At 69.9% G+C, this 15,841-nt stretch carries 16 protein-coding genes; 9 read left to right on the top strand and 7 right to left on the bottom strand.

Annotated features, from left to right (window positions below; translation table 11 throughout):
• Window positions 1–128: 128 nt before the first annotated feature.
• Together AB0M73_RS32805 and AB0M73_RS32800 are read right to left on the bottom strand one after the other, a co-directional pair.
• Window positions 129–431 (bottom strand): hypothetical protein, encoded by a 303-nt coding sequence (locus tag AB0M73_RS32805; protein ID WP_363898871.1) that lies wholly within the window; start codon window positions 429–431, stop codon window positions 129–131.
• A 161-nt stretch (window positions 432–592) separates the two neighbouring features.
• Entirely contained in the window at window positions 593–1,675 is a 1,083-nt protein-coding gene (locus tag AB0M73_RS32800; protein ID WP_363898868.1) for an aldo/keto reductase, read from the bottom strand.
• A 153-nt stretch (window positions 1,676–1,828) separates the two neighbouring features.
• Between AB0M73_RS32800 and AB0M73_RS32795 the strand changes: the two genes are divergently transcribed.
• Entirely contained in the window at window positions 1,829–2,716 is an 888-nt protein-coding gene (locus AB0M73_RS32795) for an AraC family transcriptional regulator (RefSeq protein ID WP_363898866.1), read from the top strand.
• A 47-nt stretch (window positions 2,717–2,763) separates the two neighbouring features.
• Window positions 2,764–3,669 carry a GNAT family N-acetyltransferase gene (locus tag AB0M73_RS32790; protein ID WP_363898864.1) on the top strand — a complete coding sequence of 302 codons (906 nt, stop codon included), beginning with the start codon at window positions 2,764–2,766 and terminating at the stop codon, window positions 3,667–3,669.
• Window positions 3,670–3,709: 40 nt separating this feature from the next.
• On the opposite strand, the gene AB0M73_RS32785 is transcribed toward AB0M73_RS32790, so the two are convergent.
• On the bottom strand, window positions 3,710–6,031 hold the full coding sequence (locus AB0M73_RS32785; protein ID WP_363898861.1) for a carbohydrate-binding protein: 2,322 nt from the start codon (window positions 6,029–6,031) through the stop codon (window positions 3,710–3,712).
• A gap of 166 nt (window positions 6,032–6,197) precedes the next feature.
• Between AB0M73_RS32785 and AB0M73_RS32780 the strand changes: the two genes are divergently transcribed.
• The 7 genes from AB0M73_RS32780 to AB0M73_RS32750 all read left to right on the top strand — a co-directional run bounded on the left by AB0M73_RS32780 (window position 6,198) and on the right by AB0M73_RS32750 (window position 13,383).
• Window positions 6,198–6,866, top strand: a complete 669-nt coding sequence (locus AB0M73_RS32780) for a GntR family transcriptional regulator (RefSeq protein WP_363898858.1) — start codon at window positions 6,198–6,200, stop codon at window positions 6,864–6,866.
• A gap of 94 nt (window positions 6,867–6,960) precedes the next feature.
• Window positions 6,961–8,229 (top strand): extracellular solute-binding protein, encoded by a 1,269-nt coding sequence (locus AB0M73_RS32775; protein ID WP_363898855.1) that lies wholly within the window; start codon window positions 6,961–6,963, stop codon window positions 8,227–8,229.
• Window positions 8,219–9,073 carry a sugar ABC transporter permease gene (locus AB0M73_RS32770; protein ID WP_363898852.1) on the top strand — a complete coding sequence of 285 codons (855 nt, stop codon included), beginning with the start codon at window positions 8,219–8,221 and terminating at the stop codon, window positions 9,071–9,073. Before AB0M73_RS32775 ends, AB0M73_RS32770 begins: the two co-directional genes overlap by 11 nt.
• Window positions 9,070–9,891, top strand: coding sequence for a carbohydrate ABC transporter permease (locus tag AB0M73_RS32765; RefSeq protein WP_363898849.1), 822 nt, complete (start codon window positions 9,070–9,072; stop codon window positions 9,889–9,891). The genes AB0M73_RS32770 and AB0M73_RS32765 overlap by 4 nt, the downstream gene beginning before the upstream one ends.
• The gene (locus tag AB0M73_RS32760; RefSeq protein ID WP_363898846.1) at window positions 9,888–11,729 is read left to right on the top strand and encodes a hypothetical protein; all 1,842 of its coding nucleotides are present in this window, start codon (window positions 9,888–9,890) and stop codon (window positions 11,727–11,729) included. Before AB0M73_RS32765 ends, AB0M73_RS32760 begins: the two co-directional genes overlap by 4 nt.
• Window positions 11,726–12,490 (top strand): ribonuclease activity regulator RraA, encoded by a 765-nt coding sequence (locus tag AB0M73_RS32755; RefSeq protein ID WP_363898843.1) that lies wholly within the window; start codon window positions 11,726–11,728, stop codon window positions 12,488–12,490. Before AB0M73_RS32760 ends, AB0M73_RS32755 begins: the two co-directional genes overlap by 4 nt.
• Complete coding sequence (locus tag AB0M73_RS32750; protein WP_363898840.1) at window positions 12,487–13,383, top strand: nucleoside hydrolase; 897 nt, start codon at window positions 12,487–12,489, stop codon at window positions 13,381–13,383. The genes AB0M73_RS32755 and AB0M73_RS32750 overlap by 4 nt, the downstream gene beginning before the upstream one ends.
• On the opposite strand, the gene AB0M73_RS32745 is transcribed toward AB0M73_RS32750, so the two are convergent.
• The 4 genes from AB0M73_RS32745 to AB0M73_RS32730 form a co-directional block, all read right to left on the bottom strand.
• A complete protein-coding gene (locus tag AB0M73_RS32745; RefSeq protein ID WP_363898837.1) occupies window positions 13,373–14,152 on the bottom strand; it encodes a SigB/SigF/SigG family RNA polymerase sigma factor in 780 nt (259 codons plus the stop codon). The genes AB0M73_RS32750 and AB0M73_RS32745 overlap by 11 nt on opposite strands.
• Window positions 14,149–14,628: an ATP-binding protein gene (locus AB0M73_RS32740; RefSeq protein ID WP_363898834.1), complete on the bottom strand. Its 480-nt coding sequence runs from the start codon at window positions 14,626–14,628 to the stop codon at window positions 14,149–14,151. The genes AB0M73_RS32745 and AB0M73_RS32740 overlap by 4 nt, the downstream gene beginning before the upstream one ends.
• Window positions 14,629–14,644: 16 nt before the next feature.
• A complete protein-coding gene (locus AB0M73_RS32735) occupies window positions 14,645–15,007 on the bottom strand; it encodes an STAS domain-containing protein (protein WP_363898831.1) in 363 nt (120 codons plus the stop codon).
• Window positions 15,008–15,149: 142 nt separating this feature from the next.
• Window positions 15,150–15,827: an ANTAR domain-containing protein gene (locus tag AB0M73_RS32730; RefSeq protein WP_363898828.1), complete on the bottom strand. Its 678-nt coding sequence runs from the start codon at window positions 15,825–15,827 to the stop codon at window positions 15,150–15,152.
• Window positions 15,828–15,841 lie beyond the last annotated feature (14 nt).

The following is a 15,841-nucleotide window of genomic DNA, read 5'->3' as shown; positions in this document are numbered from 1 at the left end:
ACTGTGCTCAGGCTGCCGGCGGCTCGGCGGTGGTCTGAGGGAACAGCCATGCCCTGGACATGGTCGACTCACCACTATTTTCGGGTCAGTCCCGCTCTCCGGCACACCGAAACACGGTTTCAGGCAGATCATCGCGGCCGGTGGAGGACCTCGATGTACACGATGCGGCCGTCGACGACGTCCAGCACCAGCATCCCCCGCTCGGGCAGCAGCGGCACGCACCGATGACCCGGGCCGTAGGGCTGCCCGGACGGGTGGTCCGAGGTCCGGATGCTCCGGCAGAAGTCGTCGCCGCAGCCCCAGTCGCCCACCAGACGGACATCCCACACCGTGATGGCGAGGTCGTGTTCGCCCTCCACGGCCAGCAGGGCCGCCAGCTCGGCGACCAGAGCCGGGTGGACGTCACGCAGCAGCGGAGGTTCTTGATCCACGGCCGGCACCGTGGTCACGCCATCGACGTGACAACAGCGAATAACCCACCCCCGCGAGTCCCGCCCAGCATCACACCGAAATGCGGATTTCGGGCGGCCGGTCCCGCTACCGTTCGGACCATGCGTGCGGATCCGATCGGACCACAGACCACCGCGGTGGGTTAGTAGCGCACGTCCGAGGCCAGCAGCGGCGGGTACACAGTGGACTCGACACCGTCCACAGTGGTCCCAGCGAACTGGAGCATGGCCTGCGGGGCGCCGTGCATGGGGGCCGGGTAGTCGAGCACCGGCTCGGAGACCTCGTCCAGCGCACGGAGTTGCTCCGGCGACAGGGCGATGTCCAACCCGGCCAGGTTGTCGGTGAGGTGCTCCAGCCGCCGCGCGCCGATGATCGGCACGACGGTGCCCCGACGGGCACGGAGCCAGGCCAGCGACACGGCGGCGGACGTGGTGCCGAGGTCCTCGGCCACGGCGCGGACGGCCTCGATGACGTCGAACTCCTCGTCGGTGGGACCGTCGATGTAGGCGATGCGCTCGGAGTCGGCGACCATGGCCCCACGCCGGTACTTCCCGGACAGGAAGCCGTTCTTCAACGGGCTCCACGGCGTCAACGCCATGCCCTGGTCCAGGGCCAACGGCGCCAGCTCGCCCTCGACGGTCCGGGCCAGCAGGGAGTACTCGACCTGCAACGCGATGACCGGCGACCACGCGCGCAGCAGCGCCATGGTCTGCGCCTGGGCGGTGACCCACGCCGGTGTGTTGGAGAAGCCGATGTACCTGATCTTGCCGGCGGCCACGAGGTCGTCCAGCGCGCGCATGGTCTCCTCGATCGGCGTGTGCCGGTCCCAGTTGTGCATCCAGTACAGGTCGAGGTAGTCGGTGTTCAGCCGCCGCAGGCTCTCGTGCAGCTGCGCGATGATCGACGCCCGGCCGGCCCCGCCGCCGTTGGGGTCGCCGGGATACATGTTGCCGAAGAACTTCGAGGCCAGCACGACGCGCTGGCGACGGCCGGGGCGGGCGGCGAAGTAGTCGCCGAGGATCTTCTCGGAGTGGCCGTTGGCATAGAAGTTGGCGGTGTCGATGAAGTTCCCGCCGTGCTCCAGGTAGGTGGACAGGATCTTCTCGGCCTCGTCGACATCGCAGCCGGACGAGCCGGGATCGGTGCCGAAGGTCATCGCGCCCAGGGCGAAGGGGCTGACCCGCAGCCCGGAGCGGCCGAGGGTGACGTAGTGGTCGAGTGGCATGATCGGCTCCCCGATGGTTCGACATGGTGACCACTCCATGACACCGCGCGGGGCGCCGAGGCGGTAGACGAATCCGACCCGGCTCTTGCCCGATCCTGCCGACTTCGCCTCGATCGGGTTGCCACCGCGGGCCGAGAATGCTGCCATGGTGGCATGGCGATTGACGAGATCCGGGACTTGATCGCCCGGCATGCCCGGCCGGACATGGAAAGTCCGATCCCCGGGCTGCGGGTGTCCAGTGTGGACAGCACCGAGGAGCACCACTCCCTGACCGAGCCGCTGCTGGTCGTGCTGGCGCAGGGAGGCAAGCGCCTGCTGCTCGGCGAGGAGGTGCACGAGTACCGCACGGGCGACTGCCTGGTGGTCAGCGCCGAGGTGCCGGTCAGCGGGCACTTCTTCGACGTCAGCAAGGACAGGCCGGCCCTGGGCGTCGGCCTGACGCTGCGGCCAGAGGTCATCGCCCCGCTCCTGCTCACCGCACCGGCCGACCGTCGTCCCGCGCCGGCCATCGCCACCGGCAAGGCGGAGCCGACGCTGCTCGACGCCGTGCTGAGAATGCTGCGGCTGCTCGACAGTCCGGCCGACGTGCGGGTGCTGGCCCCGCTGTACGAGCAGGAGATCCTCTGGCGGCTGCTGACCGGCCCGCACGGCCCGCTGATCCGGCAGATCGGGCTGGCCGACAGCGGGCTCTCCCTTGTCGGGCGGGCCATCCGCTGGATCCGGGAGAACTACGCCGAGCCGATCCGGGTCGCCGACCTGGCCCGGCTGGCCGGCATGAGCGAGTCGGCCTTCCACCGGCACTTCCGGTCCGTGACGACGATGAGCCCGATCCAGTACCGCAAGATCATCCGTCTCCAGGAGGCCCGGGCGCTGCTGGTCGCGCGGCCCGGCGACGTCGCCGGCGTCGGGCACCTCGTCGGCTACGACAGCCCGACCCAGTTCAGCCGGGAGTATCGGGAGCTGTTCGGCGCCCCGCCCGGCCAGGACGCGGCCCGGTTGCGGGCCGACACCGGCGCGTTCGGGCGACCGCAGCTGCCCTGACGGGTTAATCGGTGGACGGGGCCGGAATGGCCGGTTTCACTGGCCCGATGCGACTTCCCGGCGGCTATCGGACCGAACGACCCACGATGGCCGAGGTCGACGAGATCCTGGATTTGGTGCACGCCACCGAGGACGCCTACCTCGGCCACCGGGACTACGAGCGCAGCGAGGTCGTCGAGGCGCTGACCGGGCCCGGCATCGACCCTGATGTCGACTCGTGGCTGGTGCGCAACTCCGACGGGCGGCTGGTCGGCTGGGGCCAGCTCTACCCGTCGGGACCGTTCTGCGACGCCTATGCCCGGCCCGGCGAAGGCCCGGCGGTGCAGGCTTTTCTGATCGACCTGCTGCTGGACCGGGTGGTCGAGCGGGCCGACGGCAAGACGGTGGCCAAGGCCGGCGCACTGCAGACCGAGGAGCAGTACATCGGCATCCTCACCGACGCCGGCTTCGAGTTCGATCACCTCCAGGCGCGCATGGCCCGGCCGCTGGACGGCGATGAGCAGCCGCCCGGTCCGGTGCCCGGCTACACCGTGCGCCCGATGCGGCCCGAGGAGTTGGCGGCCGGCGGCGGCGTGCTGCGCGCGGCATTCGGCGACAAGCACGACTACGCCGCGACCCCCAGCCTGGTCCTCGCGGAATGCCTTGTGGCAGAAGCGGAATCCGGTGAGCTGGGCGGCGTGCTGTTGGGGTCGGAGCCGTCCGAGATCACGGGCGAGGGCTGGGTGAAGTGGCTCGGCGTGCACCCCGACCACCGCCGTCACGGGCTCGCGGCGACGCTGCTGGCCACCGCGATCGCCGCCAATGCCGGGCTGGGGCGGAAGTCCGTCGGGCTCGGCGTGAACACGAACAGCCCCACCAAGGCCTTCACCCTGTACGAGCGGCTGGGCTTCACCGTCATGTACCAGGCCAACAACTACCGCAAGGACCTCGCGTCGCGCATGGCCGGAGCATGACAAAGGGGGGTGTGCCGAGGCGCACCCCCCTTGTCGCGGCTCAGGAGAACGTGAAGAAGTCCAGGTTCGCCACGCCCGGCGAGGAGCCGAGCGCCACCAGGTAGACGTCGTGCTTGCCGGCGGTGGCGACGATGGGGACGGACTGGTCGGTGTAGGTGTCGAAACCGCCGGTGTTCATGACGGTGACGGTGCCGAGCACCGGCCCGGTGAGGCTGTCCAGCCGGATCTGGAACTGGCGGCCGGCGTAGTTCGGGTCCTCGCCGACGCTGCCGTGGAACCAGGTGCGGCCCTGGCCGAAGTCGACGGCGGTGTACTGGGCCCAGTCGCCGCCGTCGAAGCCGCCGAGGACGACACCGGTGCCGGCGGAATGCCGTGACACGCCGCTGTTGTTGGCATAGCGCTCGGCCTGGACGGTGGTCCGGTCGCCGCCGGCCCCGGCCGACCACTTGGGTGCGCCGTACTGGTACGCGCCGGCGCTGGGCTTGCGGTCGCGGTAGCCGTCGGTGGCCGGCGGCCGGACCACACCGGCGTTACGGGCCGGGGACCCGGCCTGGAGCGAGTAGTCATGGGCGGAAGCGTTGGTGAACAACGGATCCGTGGAGTACGGGATGTTGTTGGACTCGGTGATGCCGGCGTGCGCGTCGACGTCGCCGATGTTGTTGGCGAACTCGCTGGTGGAGTAGGTGCTGCCGAACAGTGAGACCACCTTGGGGTCGGTGCCCTCGGTGTTGTTGTAGACCTTGTCGCCTGAGGAAGAGTCGCCGTTGAACAGCACGACGCCGTAGTTGTTGTTCCAGGCCACGTTGTTGAGCACGGTGGCGTTGTAGGCGCCGTTGTCCAGGTAGATGCCGGGGGTCAGGTTGTTGTTGGGGGTGATGGCCGGGTCGTGCAGCAGGTTGTGGTCGAACACCGTGGTGGCGAGGTTGTTGTGGCAGCACACGTAGATCGCGCCGCCGTCGTTGACCAGGTTGTTCCAGTCGGACAGATCGTTGTAGGAGACTGTTTCGCCGGGCACGGTCTGGGTGGTCATCTTGTCGTCGATGTTGACCGGGGTGCGGCCGACACTGGCCACCGTGTTGTGCGTGACCGTCTCATGTGGACCGGTGATGTTGATGCCGGCGGCGTAGCTGCCCATGTAGTCGGTGTGCAGGATGGTGTTGCCGGTGACCGTGTTGTGCGAGCCGCCGACCACCACCCCGTTGCCGGCGCTCCAGTCGATCATGCTGTTGCGCACGGTGTTGTCGGTGCCCATGAGCATCACGCCGGAGGTGCTCTCGCCGGCGGTCAGGAAGGCGCAGTCATCGGGGTTCTCCACCATGTTGGGGTCCGGCGCGATGTCGTCGTACGCCGACAGGTAACGGCCGGTGAGGCCGTCGATGACGTCATGGGTGGAGGTGGCCGAGGTCTGCACGGTGGTGCCGCGCGCGCCGAGGTTCTTCAGCGTGGTGTAGGACTTGCCGGACAGATCGAAGCCCAGGTTGCGCTGCTTGGCCTCCACCGCGTGGCCGGCCGGGGAGTCGCCGTCCAGGGTCCACAGGTAGAGGGAACCGTTGCTGTAGAACCATTCGCCCGAGTGGCCGAGCAGTTCCAGGCGGCCGCTGAGGGAGTACGTCTCGACGCCGTTGGGGGCGAGGCCGACGCAACCGTGCCAGCCGGCGGCGGTGACGCTGCCGGGCGACGAGGCCGTCACGGTCTCGGTCTCGGTGATGAACCAGTTGCGGGCGGTCAGCCGCGCGCCGATCCAGTAGCCGTCGGGCTGGGTGAGGGCGCTGTCGGAGATGCTGTTGCTGGTGCCGCCCTGGGCCGTGCCCATGGTCGGCCGCATGGGGTTGTTGCCCGGGTAGACCAGCGCCGCCTGGGCGCTCAGCGCGCCGTCGACGAAGACCTGGTTGCTGGGCAGCTTCGGGTTGAGCGTGACCGGCGCCCGGTAGATGTGGCCGGCGTTGACGCCCGAGGCGAAGGGGGAGCCGGGGAGGTGGCCGTCGGTGGCGGCCAGCGTGGCCAGGTCGGCCGGGGTGACCTGGGTCCAGCCGGTGACCGGGTCGGTGCCGTCGACGGTGACGGTCGCGCCGGGGGCGGCGGTGTAGGTGATGGGGGCGTTGGCGGTGCCGTTGTTGGCCGGGGTCACGGTCTGCCGGTACGTGCCGGCGGCGACCACGCAGGTGTCGCCGGCGGTCAGCACGGTGGCGCACTGCTGGATGTGCTGGAAGGGCTTGGCCGAGCTGCCGACGTTGCTGTCCGCGCCGGTCGTGCTCACGTAGAAGGTGCGGCCGTGCTGGGCCGGCGCCGCGACGGCGGTCGCACCGCCGAGCAGCAGGGTGGCGGCGACCAGGGACACCAGTCCCGATCTCGAGGGCGTCATTGCCGATCCAATCGGTAATCGATTAGTGGGCGGACCCTAACCAGGGCCGGCGGCCGCCGTCAATGCTCGGCCGCCGGACTCTGCCCAGGTAGACCGCCGTGACGGGGGCCGGTCGGTCGCTATCGGTTATCGTTTGATCTCGTACCGACGACCAGGGGGAGGCGAGATGGCCTCGATGCCCGACGAGGCGCTGCCGCGGGTGCTGCTGTCCGACCAGGCCTACGAGGTGGTGCGCCGGTCGATCCTGGACGGCACGCTCGCGCCGGGGGACCGCATCGTCGAGTCCGAGATCGCCCGCCGGCTCGGGGTCAGCCAGGCGCCGGTCCGCGAGGCGGTGAAACGCCTGGCCCACGAGGGTTTGATCACCTCGATGCCGCGGCGCGGCAGTTACGTCACGCAGATCTCCACCGACGACGTCGACGACGCCCGCGAGGTGCGCGCGATGCTGGAGGAGGCGGCGGCCCGCGAGGCCGTGACCCACTTCGACGCGGCCGCCCGGCAGCGGCTGGAGAGCTTCGTCGACGGCATGCGCAAGGCTGCCGAGTCTGAGGACTTAGCCGCCTTCCGGGCCGCCGACATGGGCTTTCACCGCACGGTGGTCGAGCTGTCGGGCAACGTCTACCTGCCCCGCCTGTGGGACGTGATGGAGTCGCGGCTGCTGAGCCTGCGGGTGGTCGGCGACCCCGGTTTCACCGGCAGCTGGGCCGAGATGGCCGAGTCCCACCAGGACCTCATCGAGCTGCTGGCCAGCGGAAACCGAGGCCGCGCGGCGGCGGCGTTCCATGCTCACGCGGCCGGCATGGAGCGGCCGGGGCGTCCCAACCGGGACGGCTGAGCGCGGGTAACGGCTCCGTCACGGGGGCTTGACGGGCGGCGCTCGCCGTCTTTCGATGGGGCATCGCTAATCGATAGACGATTGAAGGTGTCCCATGAGACGCACACACCGCGGTGTGCCGGCGGTCGCCACCCTGCTGTCGATCGTCCTGGTCGGGGCGGGCGCGTGCGGCGGCGGCTTCCAGCAGTCGGGCGAGTCCGGCTCCACCACCTCGGCCAAGCTGCGGGTGCTGGTCAACATCTCGCCGGTGCTGACCAAGCAGTTCTACGCGAACCTCGTGGCGCCGTACGAGAAGGCGCACCCGGGCGTCACCGTGACGATCGAGGCCCCGACCGCCGCCGACGTCAGCGCGACGCTCCAGCAGGAGCTGGCCGCCGGCTCCGCGCCCGACCTCGTCACCGGCAGCCTGTCCACGGCGATCGTGCCGCAGCTGAGCGAGCTGCCGGACGACTCGTGGGTCACCGACGCGCCCTACGCCGTGCAGTCCAAGGTCGGCGGCAGGATCTGGCAGGCCGGCAGCGGCACCCAGGTGCAGTCGGTCGTCTTCTACAACAAGACCGCGTTCGGCAAGGCCGGCATCTCCGCGCCGCCCAGGACGTTCGACGAGTTCACCGCCGACCTGGTCAAGCTCAAGGCGGCCGGCTACGTGCCGACGCAGACCGCGGGCGACTGGGTCACCGGGGCGCAGGTGCAGATGATGGCCAACCCCAACGTGCTCAACACCAAGCCGGACTGGTTCGCCGAGCGGGACAAGAAGTCCGTCACCTTCGCCGACAGCAACTGGACCAAGGTGCTGGACGTGTACCAGGGCTGGGTCACCCAGGGGCTGACCCCGGCCAACGCCATGGGCCTGAAGTACCAGGACTCCATCGACCAGTTCGTGGCCGGCAAGTCCGGGACGTACATCATGGGCAGCTGGCTCGTGCCCACTTTGGACAGTGCGAAGCTTCCTTTCGACGCCGGCGTGTTCCCGATGCCGACGTTCGACGGCTCGCCCGCGCCGCTGGCCGGCGGCCCGTCGATCCCGTGGTCGATCCTGAAGTCGTCGAAGAACCAGGCGGCCGCGCTGGACCTGGTGAAGTACCTGGTCAGCGACAAGACCGCGGTCACGGCCGAGCTGGCCGCCGAGGGCAACTTCCGCACCGGCTTCGACTACCAGGCCTCGGCCCTGAACAAGGAGATCGGCAAGATCGTGGCCGACGCCAGGAGCACGGTCGTGGCCTCGGCCGGGCAGGGCGACAACTCCGCGCCCACCGGCTTCGGCGACGAGGTCAACAAGCTGGTGCAGGGCCTGTACGTGGGGGAGACGTCGCCGAAGGTGATCTCCGCCCTGGACGACTGGTACACCGCCAATGCGAAGTAGCGCGCAGCGGGCGCTGATGCTGGCGCCGGCGTTGGCGCTGTTGGCCGTGTTCATGCTGGTGCCCATCGCCATCGCCGGCTACCTCAGCTTCACCGACTGGGACGGGCTCAGCCCCAGTCCCGGTCCGGTGGGCTGGGCCAACTACGAGCGGCTGCTGTCCGATGTGGACGTTCAGCACGCCGCCGTGGTGACGGCCGTGATCACCGTCGTCGGCACCATCGGCTGCAACGCCGCCGGCCTCGGGTTGGCGCTGTTGCTCAACCGCCGCAACCGTTTCACCAGCCTGTTGCGGGCCGTGGTGTTCTACCCGTACGTGGTCGGGCCGATCATCATCGGCTTCCTGTGGTCGGCCATCCTCGGCGCCGACGGGGCCATCGCCAACGCGCTGATTCCGTTGCCGTTCCTGTCCGACCCCGCGTGGGCGGTCGGCAGCATCACGTTCGTCGTGGTGTGGTCGCAGTTCGGCGTGAACGTGGTGCTGTACCTGGCCGGGTTGCAGACCGTGCCGGCCAGCCTGCTCGAAGCGGCCACTGTGGACGGTGCGAGCCGGTGGCAGACCTTCCGGGCCGTGACCTGGCCCGTGCTGGCGCCGTCGGTGACCGTGAACATCGTGCTGGTGCTGGTGGGGCTGCTCAGGGTGTACGAGATCGTGTTGGCGCTGACCGGCGGCGGCCCGGCCGGGCGGACCAGCACCTTCGCGTTCCTGATCCTGTCGAGCTCCTTCCGTGGCAACCAGTTGGGCTACGGGGCGGCGCAGGCGATCACGTTGATGGTGGTGATCGGGGCGCTGGCCCTGGGCGTGACGGCGTTGCGGCAACGGGCGGAGCGGGCGGTCGCGGCATGAACCTCACCCGTCGCCTCGTGCTCCTGCCCGTGGTGTTCCTGATGGTGGTGCCGGCGTATCTGTTGGTGGTCAACTCCTTCAAGTCCCAGCAGGACATCACGCAGAACCCGTTCGGCATCCCGCTGCCGCGGCTGTCGGTCGAGTACCTGGTCAACGCGCTGAACTCGCCGGACTTCTCGCTGATCAAGGCCTACATCGTGACGGCGCTGTTCGCGGTGGGCGTGAACGTGCTCTCGCTGCTGGTGAGCGGGCCGGCGGCGTACGTGATCGCCCGGGGCACGAGGGTCGGGCACCGGGCGCTGCTGGTGCTGTTCCTGGTCGGCATGTTCATTCCGGGGCAGGTGCTGGTGATTCCGGTGATCTACGTGCTCAAGACGCTGGGCCTGATGGGCACGGTGCCGGGATTCCTGCTGTTCGAGACCACGCTGACGCTGCCGATCTCGATGTTCCTCTACGTGTCGTACATCAAGACCGTGCCGCGGGAGCTGGACGAGGCGGCGCGGATGGACGGCGCGGGGCCGCTCACCACGTTCTGGCGCATCATCTTCCCGCTGATGAAGCCGGCGGTGGTGACGGCGATCGTGCTGCACACCATCGGCGTGTGGACCGACTTCGTGAACCCGCAGATCATCCTCGGGCCGGCGTCGAGCCTCTACACCGTGACGACCAGCGTGTACGCGGCAATCGGCAAGTACTCCACCGACTTCACCGTGGTGTACCCGAACCTGCTGGTGGCGGTGGTGCCGGTGATGGCGTTCTTCGTGTTCCTGCAACGGAACATCGTCTCCGGCCTGACGACGGGAGCGACGAAGGGATGAGCGCCACCACCGTGACGGCGACGACGCCGGTGGTCCAGCCGCCGCGCTGGGCGCTGTTGCAGCGCGAGCTGTTCGCGCTGATGGACGAGGGCTGGCGGCGGTTCGAGCAGCTGTACTGCGCGCCCGACGGCTCGCTGGTCTACGCCGGGCGGACCTTCGGCCGTGACGGCGTTGACGACTTCTACGAGCCGTTCTTCAACTGGCCCATGCTCTACCTGCTCGGCGGGGCCGACGACCTGCTCGACGCGTGCAAGCGGCACTGGCACGGCGTGACCGCGCAGCTGACCGACCGCGGGCTGTTGACCAACGAGTTCGAGGACGGCTACGACTGGTTCCACCAGGGCGAGTCACTGCTGTTCTTCTACACGCTGTGCGCGGCCGACCCGGAGTACTTCCGGTCACGGGCCCTGCGGTTCGCCGACCTGTTCCTGCCGGACTCGCCGGTGCACAACTACGACGGGCAGCGGCGGATGATGCGCGCGCCGCACGTGGGGGCCATCGGCCCTCGCCCTGGGCTCGGCGAGGACCGGCCGTTCTCGGCCGCCAACACCGGAATGCGGAAGTACGGCCTGCCGCTGCGGGACGTTCGCGGCATCCTCGACTGGGCCGACCTCGCGCAACCCCTGCTGGCGCAACGCATGGCCGACGCCATGAACGAGCGCTTGGGCGTCGGGGACGTGCCGCTGAACCTGGCCAGCACGTCGCTGGTCACCAATGCCTGGCTGTACGACCATGATCTCCGTTACTCCACCTTCGTCAAGTCCTATGTGGACGCCTGGTCCGAGCGGACCGTCGACGGCCTGCTGGCCGACAACGTCGGTCCCGGCGGTGCCGTCGGCGAGATGCACGGCGGCCGGTGGTACGGCGGCCACTACGGCTGGACCTGGCCGCACGGCCTGTACAGCGTGCTGGCCCCGGCCCTGATCGGGGCGGCCAACGCGGTCGTCGTCAGCGGCAAGGACGCCCCGCTTTCCCTGCCGCGCACCATGATCCGCAAGATCTTGGATCATGCCCGGCGGGCCGCCATGGATGCCGGCGATGCCACCTTCTTCGACCACTGGCGGGACCGACTGGGCGACGGCGTCGACGAGCACCTGCTGCTGGTGCCGTACCGGCGGGACGACAGCGGGTGGTTCGACTTCCAGCCGCTGCCGCCGGCCTATCCGACTTGGCTGTGGTGGCTGACCCGTAGCGCCGAGGATCGCAGTCTGATCGACTACCTCGTTGCCGACTCCGGCTACGACTGGGAGACCGTCAGGGATTTCCGTGAGAAGGAGGAGGCCGGCCACGAGCCGCCGTGGCTGACCTACCTGCTGGGCGACAACCCGGACTGGCCCGAGGAAGCCCTGGAGATGGCGCTTCGTCAGGTGCGCCACCAACTCCGGCTCATGGAGGAACACCCGACGCCGCCGCCGGACGACGACATCCACTGGTGGCAGGGCCTCAATCCTGTCGTCACCGAGGTGCTGACCCAGCTCGTCGCCGGGGCGCCGCAGATGCTGTACAACGGCGGCCTCCCGTACACCCAACTCCGCTGGGACGACCACCTCCGCGACCGGCCCGGCCTGCCCGACGGCGTCGCCGCGCTGGTCGAGCACCTCGACGGCTCGACCGTCACCGTGCAGGTGGTCAATCTCGGTGCCATGCAGCAACTTCTGCGCCTCACCGGCGGCGGCTACGGCGAACACCCGTTCACCGAGCTGTCGGCCGACGGCGTCACCGTGCCCGTCGACGAATCCCTGCTGGTGGACCTGCCGCCGCGCACCCGTATCCGCATGCGGTTGCGGTTCAAGCGATTCGGCCGCCGGCCCCGCCATCAAACGAGAGGACTGCAATGAGCTGGCCCCTGCCGGTGCGCGGCCCCGGCTACCACCGCGCCGACCCCGAGGTCATGGCCGCCCTCGCGCCCGTGAGCAGCGCGACCGCCTGCGCCCAGCTGCACAAGGACGGCATCACACGCACCTTCGTCCAGGGCCCCAAGCCCTTGAGCCCCGGGCAGCGGATCGTCGGCTCCAGTGTGACGCTCCAGTTCATGCCGCAGCGCGAGGACATCGCCAGCGGCGTCGCCCAGGAGTACGTCGAGCGGACCACCGCGCTGTGGGCCGTGCTGGAAACCGTGCAGCCCGGCGATGTCCTTGTCGTGCAGGCCTACGGCTCCGCGTACACCGGTTGCCTCGGCGACATGCTCGTGCGCTACTTCAAGCGCCGCGGCGGCGCCGGCATCATCGTCGACGGCCGCATCCGCGACGCCCCTCGCGTGCGCAAGCTCGGCGTGCCCATCTGGTGTACGGGCGTCACCCCGCACTACGCCTCGCAGTCCGAGCTCTTCCCTTGGGCCTACGACGTTCCCGTCGCCGTCGGCGGTGTCCTGTGCCTGCCCGGCGACGTCGTCGTCGCCGATGACGACGGCGCCGTCGTCGTGCCCCAGCGCAGCGCCGAGGGCCTCGCCCGGCGCGCCGGCGACCACGAGGAGTGGGAGGTGTTCAGCCGCATGAGGATCGACCAGGGGGCGACCCTCAGCGACTACTACCCCCTCACCTCCGACAGCCGCGCCGAGTACGAGGCGTGGCGGGACGGCCGTGACACCATGGAGCAATGACGACTCGGGTGATCCTCGACTGCGATCCCGGTCACGACGACGCGTTGGCCATCCTGCTGGCCGCGCGCCGCCTGGACCTGCGGGCGATCACCACCGTCGCCGGGAACCAGACGCTGGCCCGGACCACGCTCAACGCCCGGCGGATGTGCACCGTCGCCGGCATCACGGACGTGCCCGTCGCCGCCGGCGCCTACCGGCCGCTGGCCCAGGATCCCTTGCACGCAGAGGAGATCCATGGCGTCAGCGGCCTCGACGGCCCCGACTTCCCGCCGCCCACCGTCGACGTCGACCCCCGGACGGCGTTCCAGTTGGCGTCGGACGTGCTCCGGGAACCGACCACGATCATCGCCACCGGCCCGCTCACCAACGTGGCGGCCATGCTGGAGTCGCCGCACAACATCGAGCGGATCGTGATCATGGGCGGCTCCACCGGCCACGGCAACATGGCCCCGCTGGCCGAGTTCAACATCCTCGCCGACCCCGAGGCCGCCGACCTCGTCTTCCGCTCCGGGCTGCCCATCACCATGTGCGGCCTCGACGTCACCCACCAAGCCCTGGCCACGCCTCAGATCCTGCGGCGCATCACCGAGATCGGCACCCCGCTGGCCCAGATCTGCCACGACTTGCTGACCTACTTCACCGACACCTACCGCGTGCACTTCGGCTTCGAGGCCCCGCCCGTGCACGACCCCGTCGCCGTCGCCGCCGTCATCGACCCCACGCTCATCTCCGCCCGCCCGCTCAACGTCGAGATCGAGCTCACCGGCACCCACACGCGCGGCGCCACTGTCGTCGACCTTGACCGCGTCACCGGCCGCAAGCCCAATGCCCTGGTGGCGACCGGCCTGGACGTGGACCGCTTCTGGGACCTGATGATCGGCGTTATTCGCTGAGCAGGCCCTTGCGGAGGTCGACGAGGGTGCGGGCCAGCAGACGGGAGACGTGCATCTGGGAGATGCCGATGCGGTCGGCGATCTGGGTCTGGGTGAGGTTGCCGAAGAAGCGGAGCAGGATGATGGTGCGCTCCCGCTCGGGCAGCTGCTGCAGCAGGGGTTGCAGGGCCTCACGGTTCTCGACGCCCATGAGCTCGGGGTCGTCGTCGCCGAGGGCGTCGCCCAGGGACACCGACTTGTCGGTGCCGACGAGGAGCTCGTCGAGGGAGGAGCTGCGGTAGGCGTTGGACGCCTCCAGACCCTCGTACACCTCGTCCTTGCTGATGCCGAGGTGGGTGGCGAGCTCGCTGGGTGTTGGGGCGCGGCCCAGGTGCTGGGAGAGCTCGTTGGTGGCGCCGGTGATGGCCAGGTGCAGCTCCTTGAGCCGCCGGGGCACGCGCACGGACCAGCTGGTGTCACGGAAGTGCCGGCGCACCTCGCCCATGATCGTGGGCACGGCGAAGGACAGGAAGTCGCTGCCGCGCGTGGGGTCGAAGCGGTCGATGGCGCTGATCAGGCCGACGGTGGCGACCTGAACGAGGTCGTCGTGCGGCTCGCCCCGCTGCCCGAAGCGGCGGGCGATGTGCTGGGCCACCGGCAGGAACTCGGTGACCAGGCGGTCGCGCAGCTCGGTCCGGCGGGGGTCGCCGACGGGTGTCTCGGCCAGTTCGACCAACACCGGATCCAGGTGCGCGTAGTCGTTGGACGCGCGTTCGGAGGACTGGGTCACAGGCCCACCACGTCGTCGGCTCGCTTCTTCAACAGATCGAACCGCAGCACGTGGGCGCCGCCGGGGCCGGGCACGACCCAGGTGTTGACGGCGTCGGTGAGCGCGGTCAGCACCCGCCAGCCGAAGCTCTCCCGGCTGGGCGGCTGGGTGGAGCTGGTGCGGGACTCGGCGGAGAAGTGGATCTGGTCGGACTCGACGGCGAAGCGGCAGACCAGCTCCCCGTCGGGCACGGAGCGGGAGATCAGCTCCGAGCAGGCCTCGTCCACGGCCATCTTGAGATCGGAGATCGCGTCCAACGTGAAGTCGGCGCGCATCGCCAGGTCGGCGGCGACCGCCCGGACGACCGAGAGGTGCGCGGGCGATGCGGCGATGCGCACCTCCACGTCGGCCCCGGACGCGGGCTTCTCGCTGGTGGTGGTGCTGGGCTCGTGCTCGCTCACTGTCACCTCGGTGCGGTCGACGTCTACCTCGGCCATTCTTCCCCCTGTTTCGCTAGCCGGGCGCGCCGACCGCGTCGTCCCGGCTGGGAAACGTGGTCAACACCTCAGTGAGCCCGGTGATCTCCAACGGCCGTCGCACCGACCGGCCGCTCGCGACGAGGCGCAGCTCCACCTGTTGCCGCTGGGCCTCGTGCGAGGCCTCGACCAGCACGGCCAGCCCGGCCGAACCCAGGAAGCCGACCGCGGACAGGTCGATCACCAACACCTTGCAGTCGTCGAGCTCCGCCGCCACCACGGCCCGCAGGCTGGGCGCGGTGAGCATGTCCACCTCCCCGCTGACGGTGGCCACGACCACGCCCTCGGCGGGCCGGTCCACCACCACCTCGATGGGGAGCGCGCTGCTGTTCTCGGTCACGGTCAGGCCACTGTCCTCACGTCCACGGAATGGGGCTGCCGGGGCATCGTCACCGACGAAGACGCGGCGGCTGGCTGCTCAACCGCTGCGCTGGACACCGTACGGAGCGGCCGAGAGCCGCACAAGCCGGGGTCGTCGATGATCATCCGAGAGCCTGCCACGTCACCCGGGCGGCCCGCACGGCGGGCGGCGGCGGCGCCGTGGTCGGGCCCGCGTCCGGCTCCTGGTCGCCGACGGGCGCGCCGCCGACCACCTCGACCAGCCCGGCGGACAGGTCGCTCAGCTTGACGTTGAAGTGCTGGCTGGCCCGCACCAGCGTGCGGAACGCCGCCCCGGCGTCGCCGCCGACCCGACCCATGACCAGGCCCTTGGCCTGCTCGATGAGCCGGCGGGTCTGCACCATCCGCACCATCTGGTCGGCGCGCAGCGTCTCGTCCGCGCAGAACTCGATGACGGCCGCGGCGGTGGCCAGGAGGGGTTCGACCTGGTCGATGACCCGCAGGTCGTCCTCCTTGGGCTCGTGGGCGGTGTACACCGACAGCACCGACGGGCCTTCCCGGGTCCAGCTGCTGGGCACGGCGGTGACCCAGGTGAGGCCGTCCGGCAGCGCCTCGACCAGGGTCTCTTCACCGGCCGCGGCGGCCACGACCGGGCCTTCGCCGCGCTGCCACTGCTCGTCGTCGTGGTCCACGGCCGAGCCCAGCGCGCGCAGGCTGCGCGAATTGGTGCTTATCCCGGCTCCGTCGCAGCCGGGCACGCACTCGACCAGGTGTCTGAGCAGCCGGTCGAGCAGTTCGGGGCCGAATCTCACCTCGTCCACGGGCCCCGGATACC

Origin of the sequence: Kutzneria sp. NPDC051319 (assembly GCF_040682195.1) — a bacterium.
Classification (GTDB): Bacteria; Actinomycetota; Actinomycetes; order Mycobacteriales; family Pseudonocardiaceae; genus Kutzneria.
This window is presented reverse-complemented; position numbering and strand designations above follow the sequence as displayed.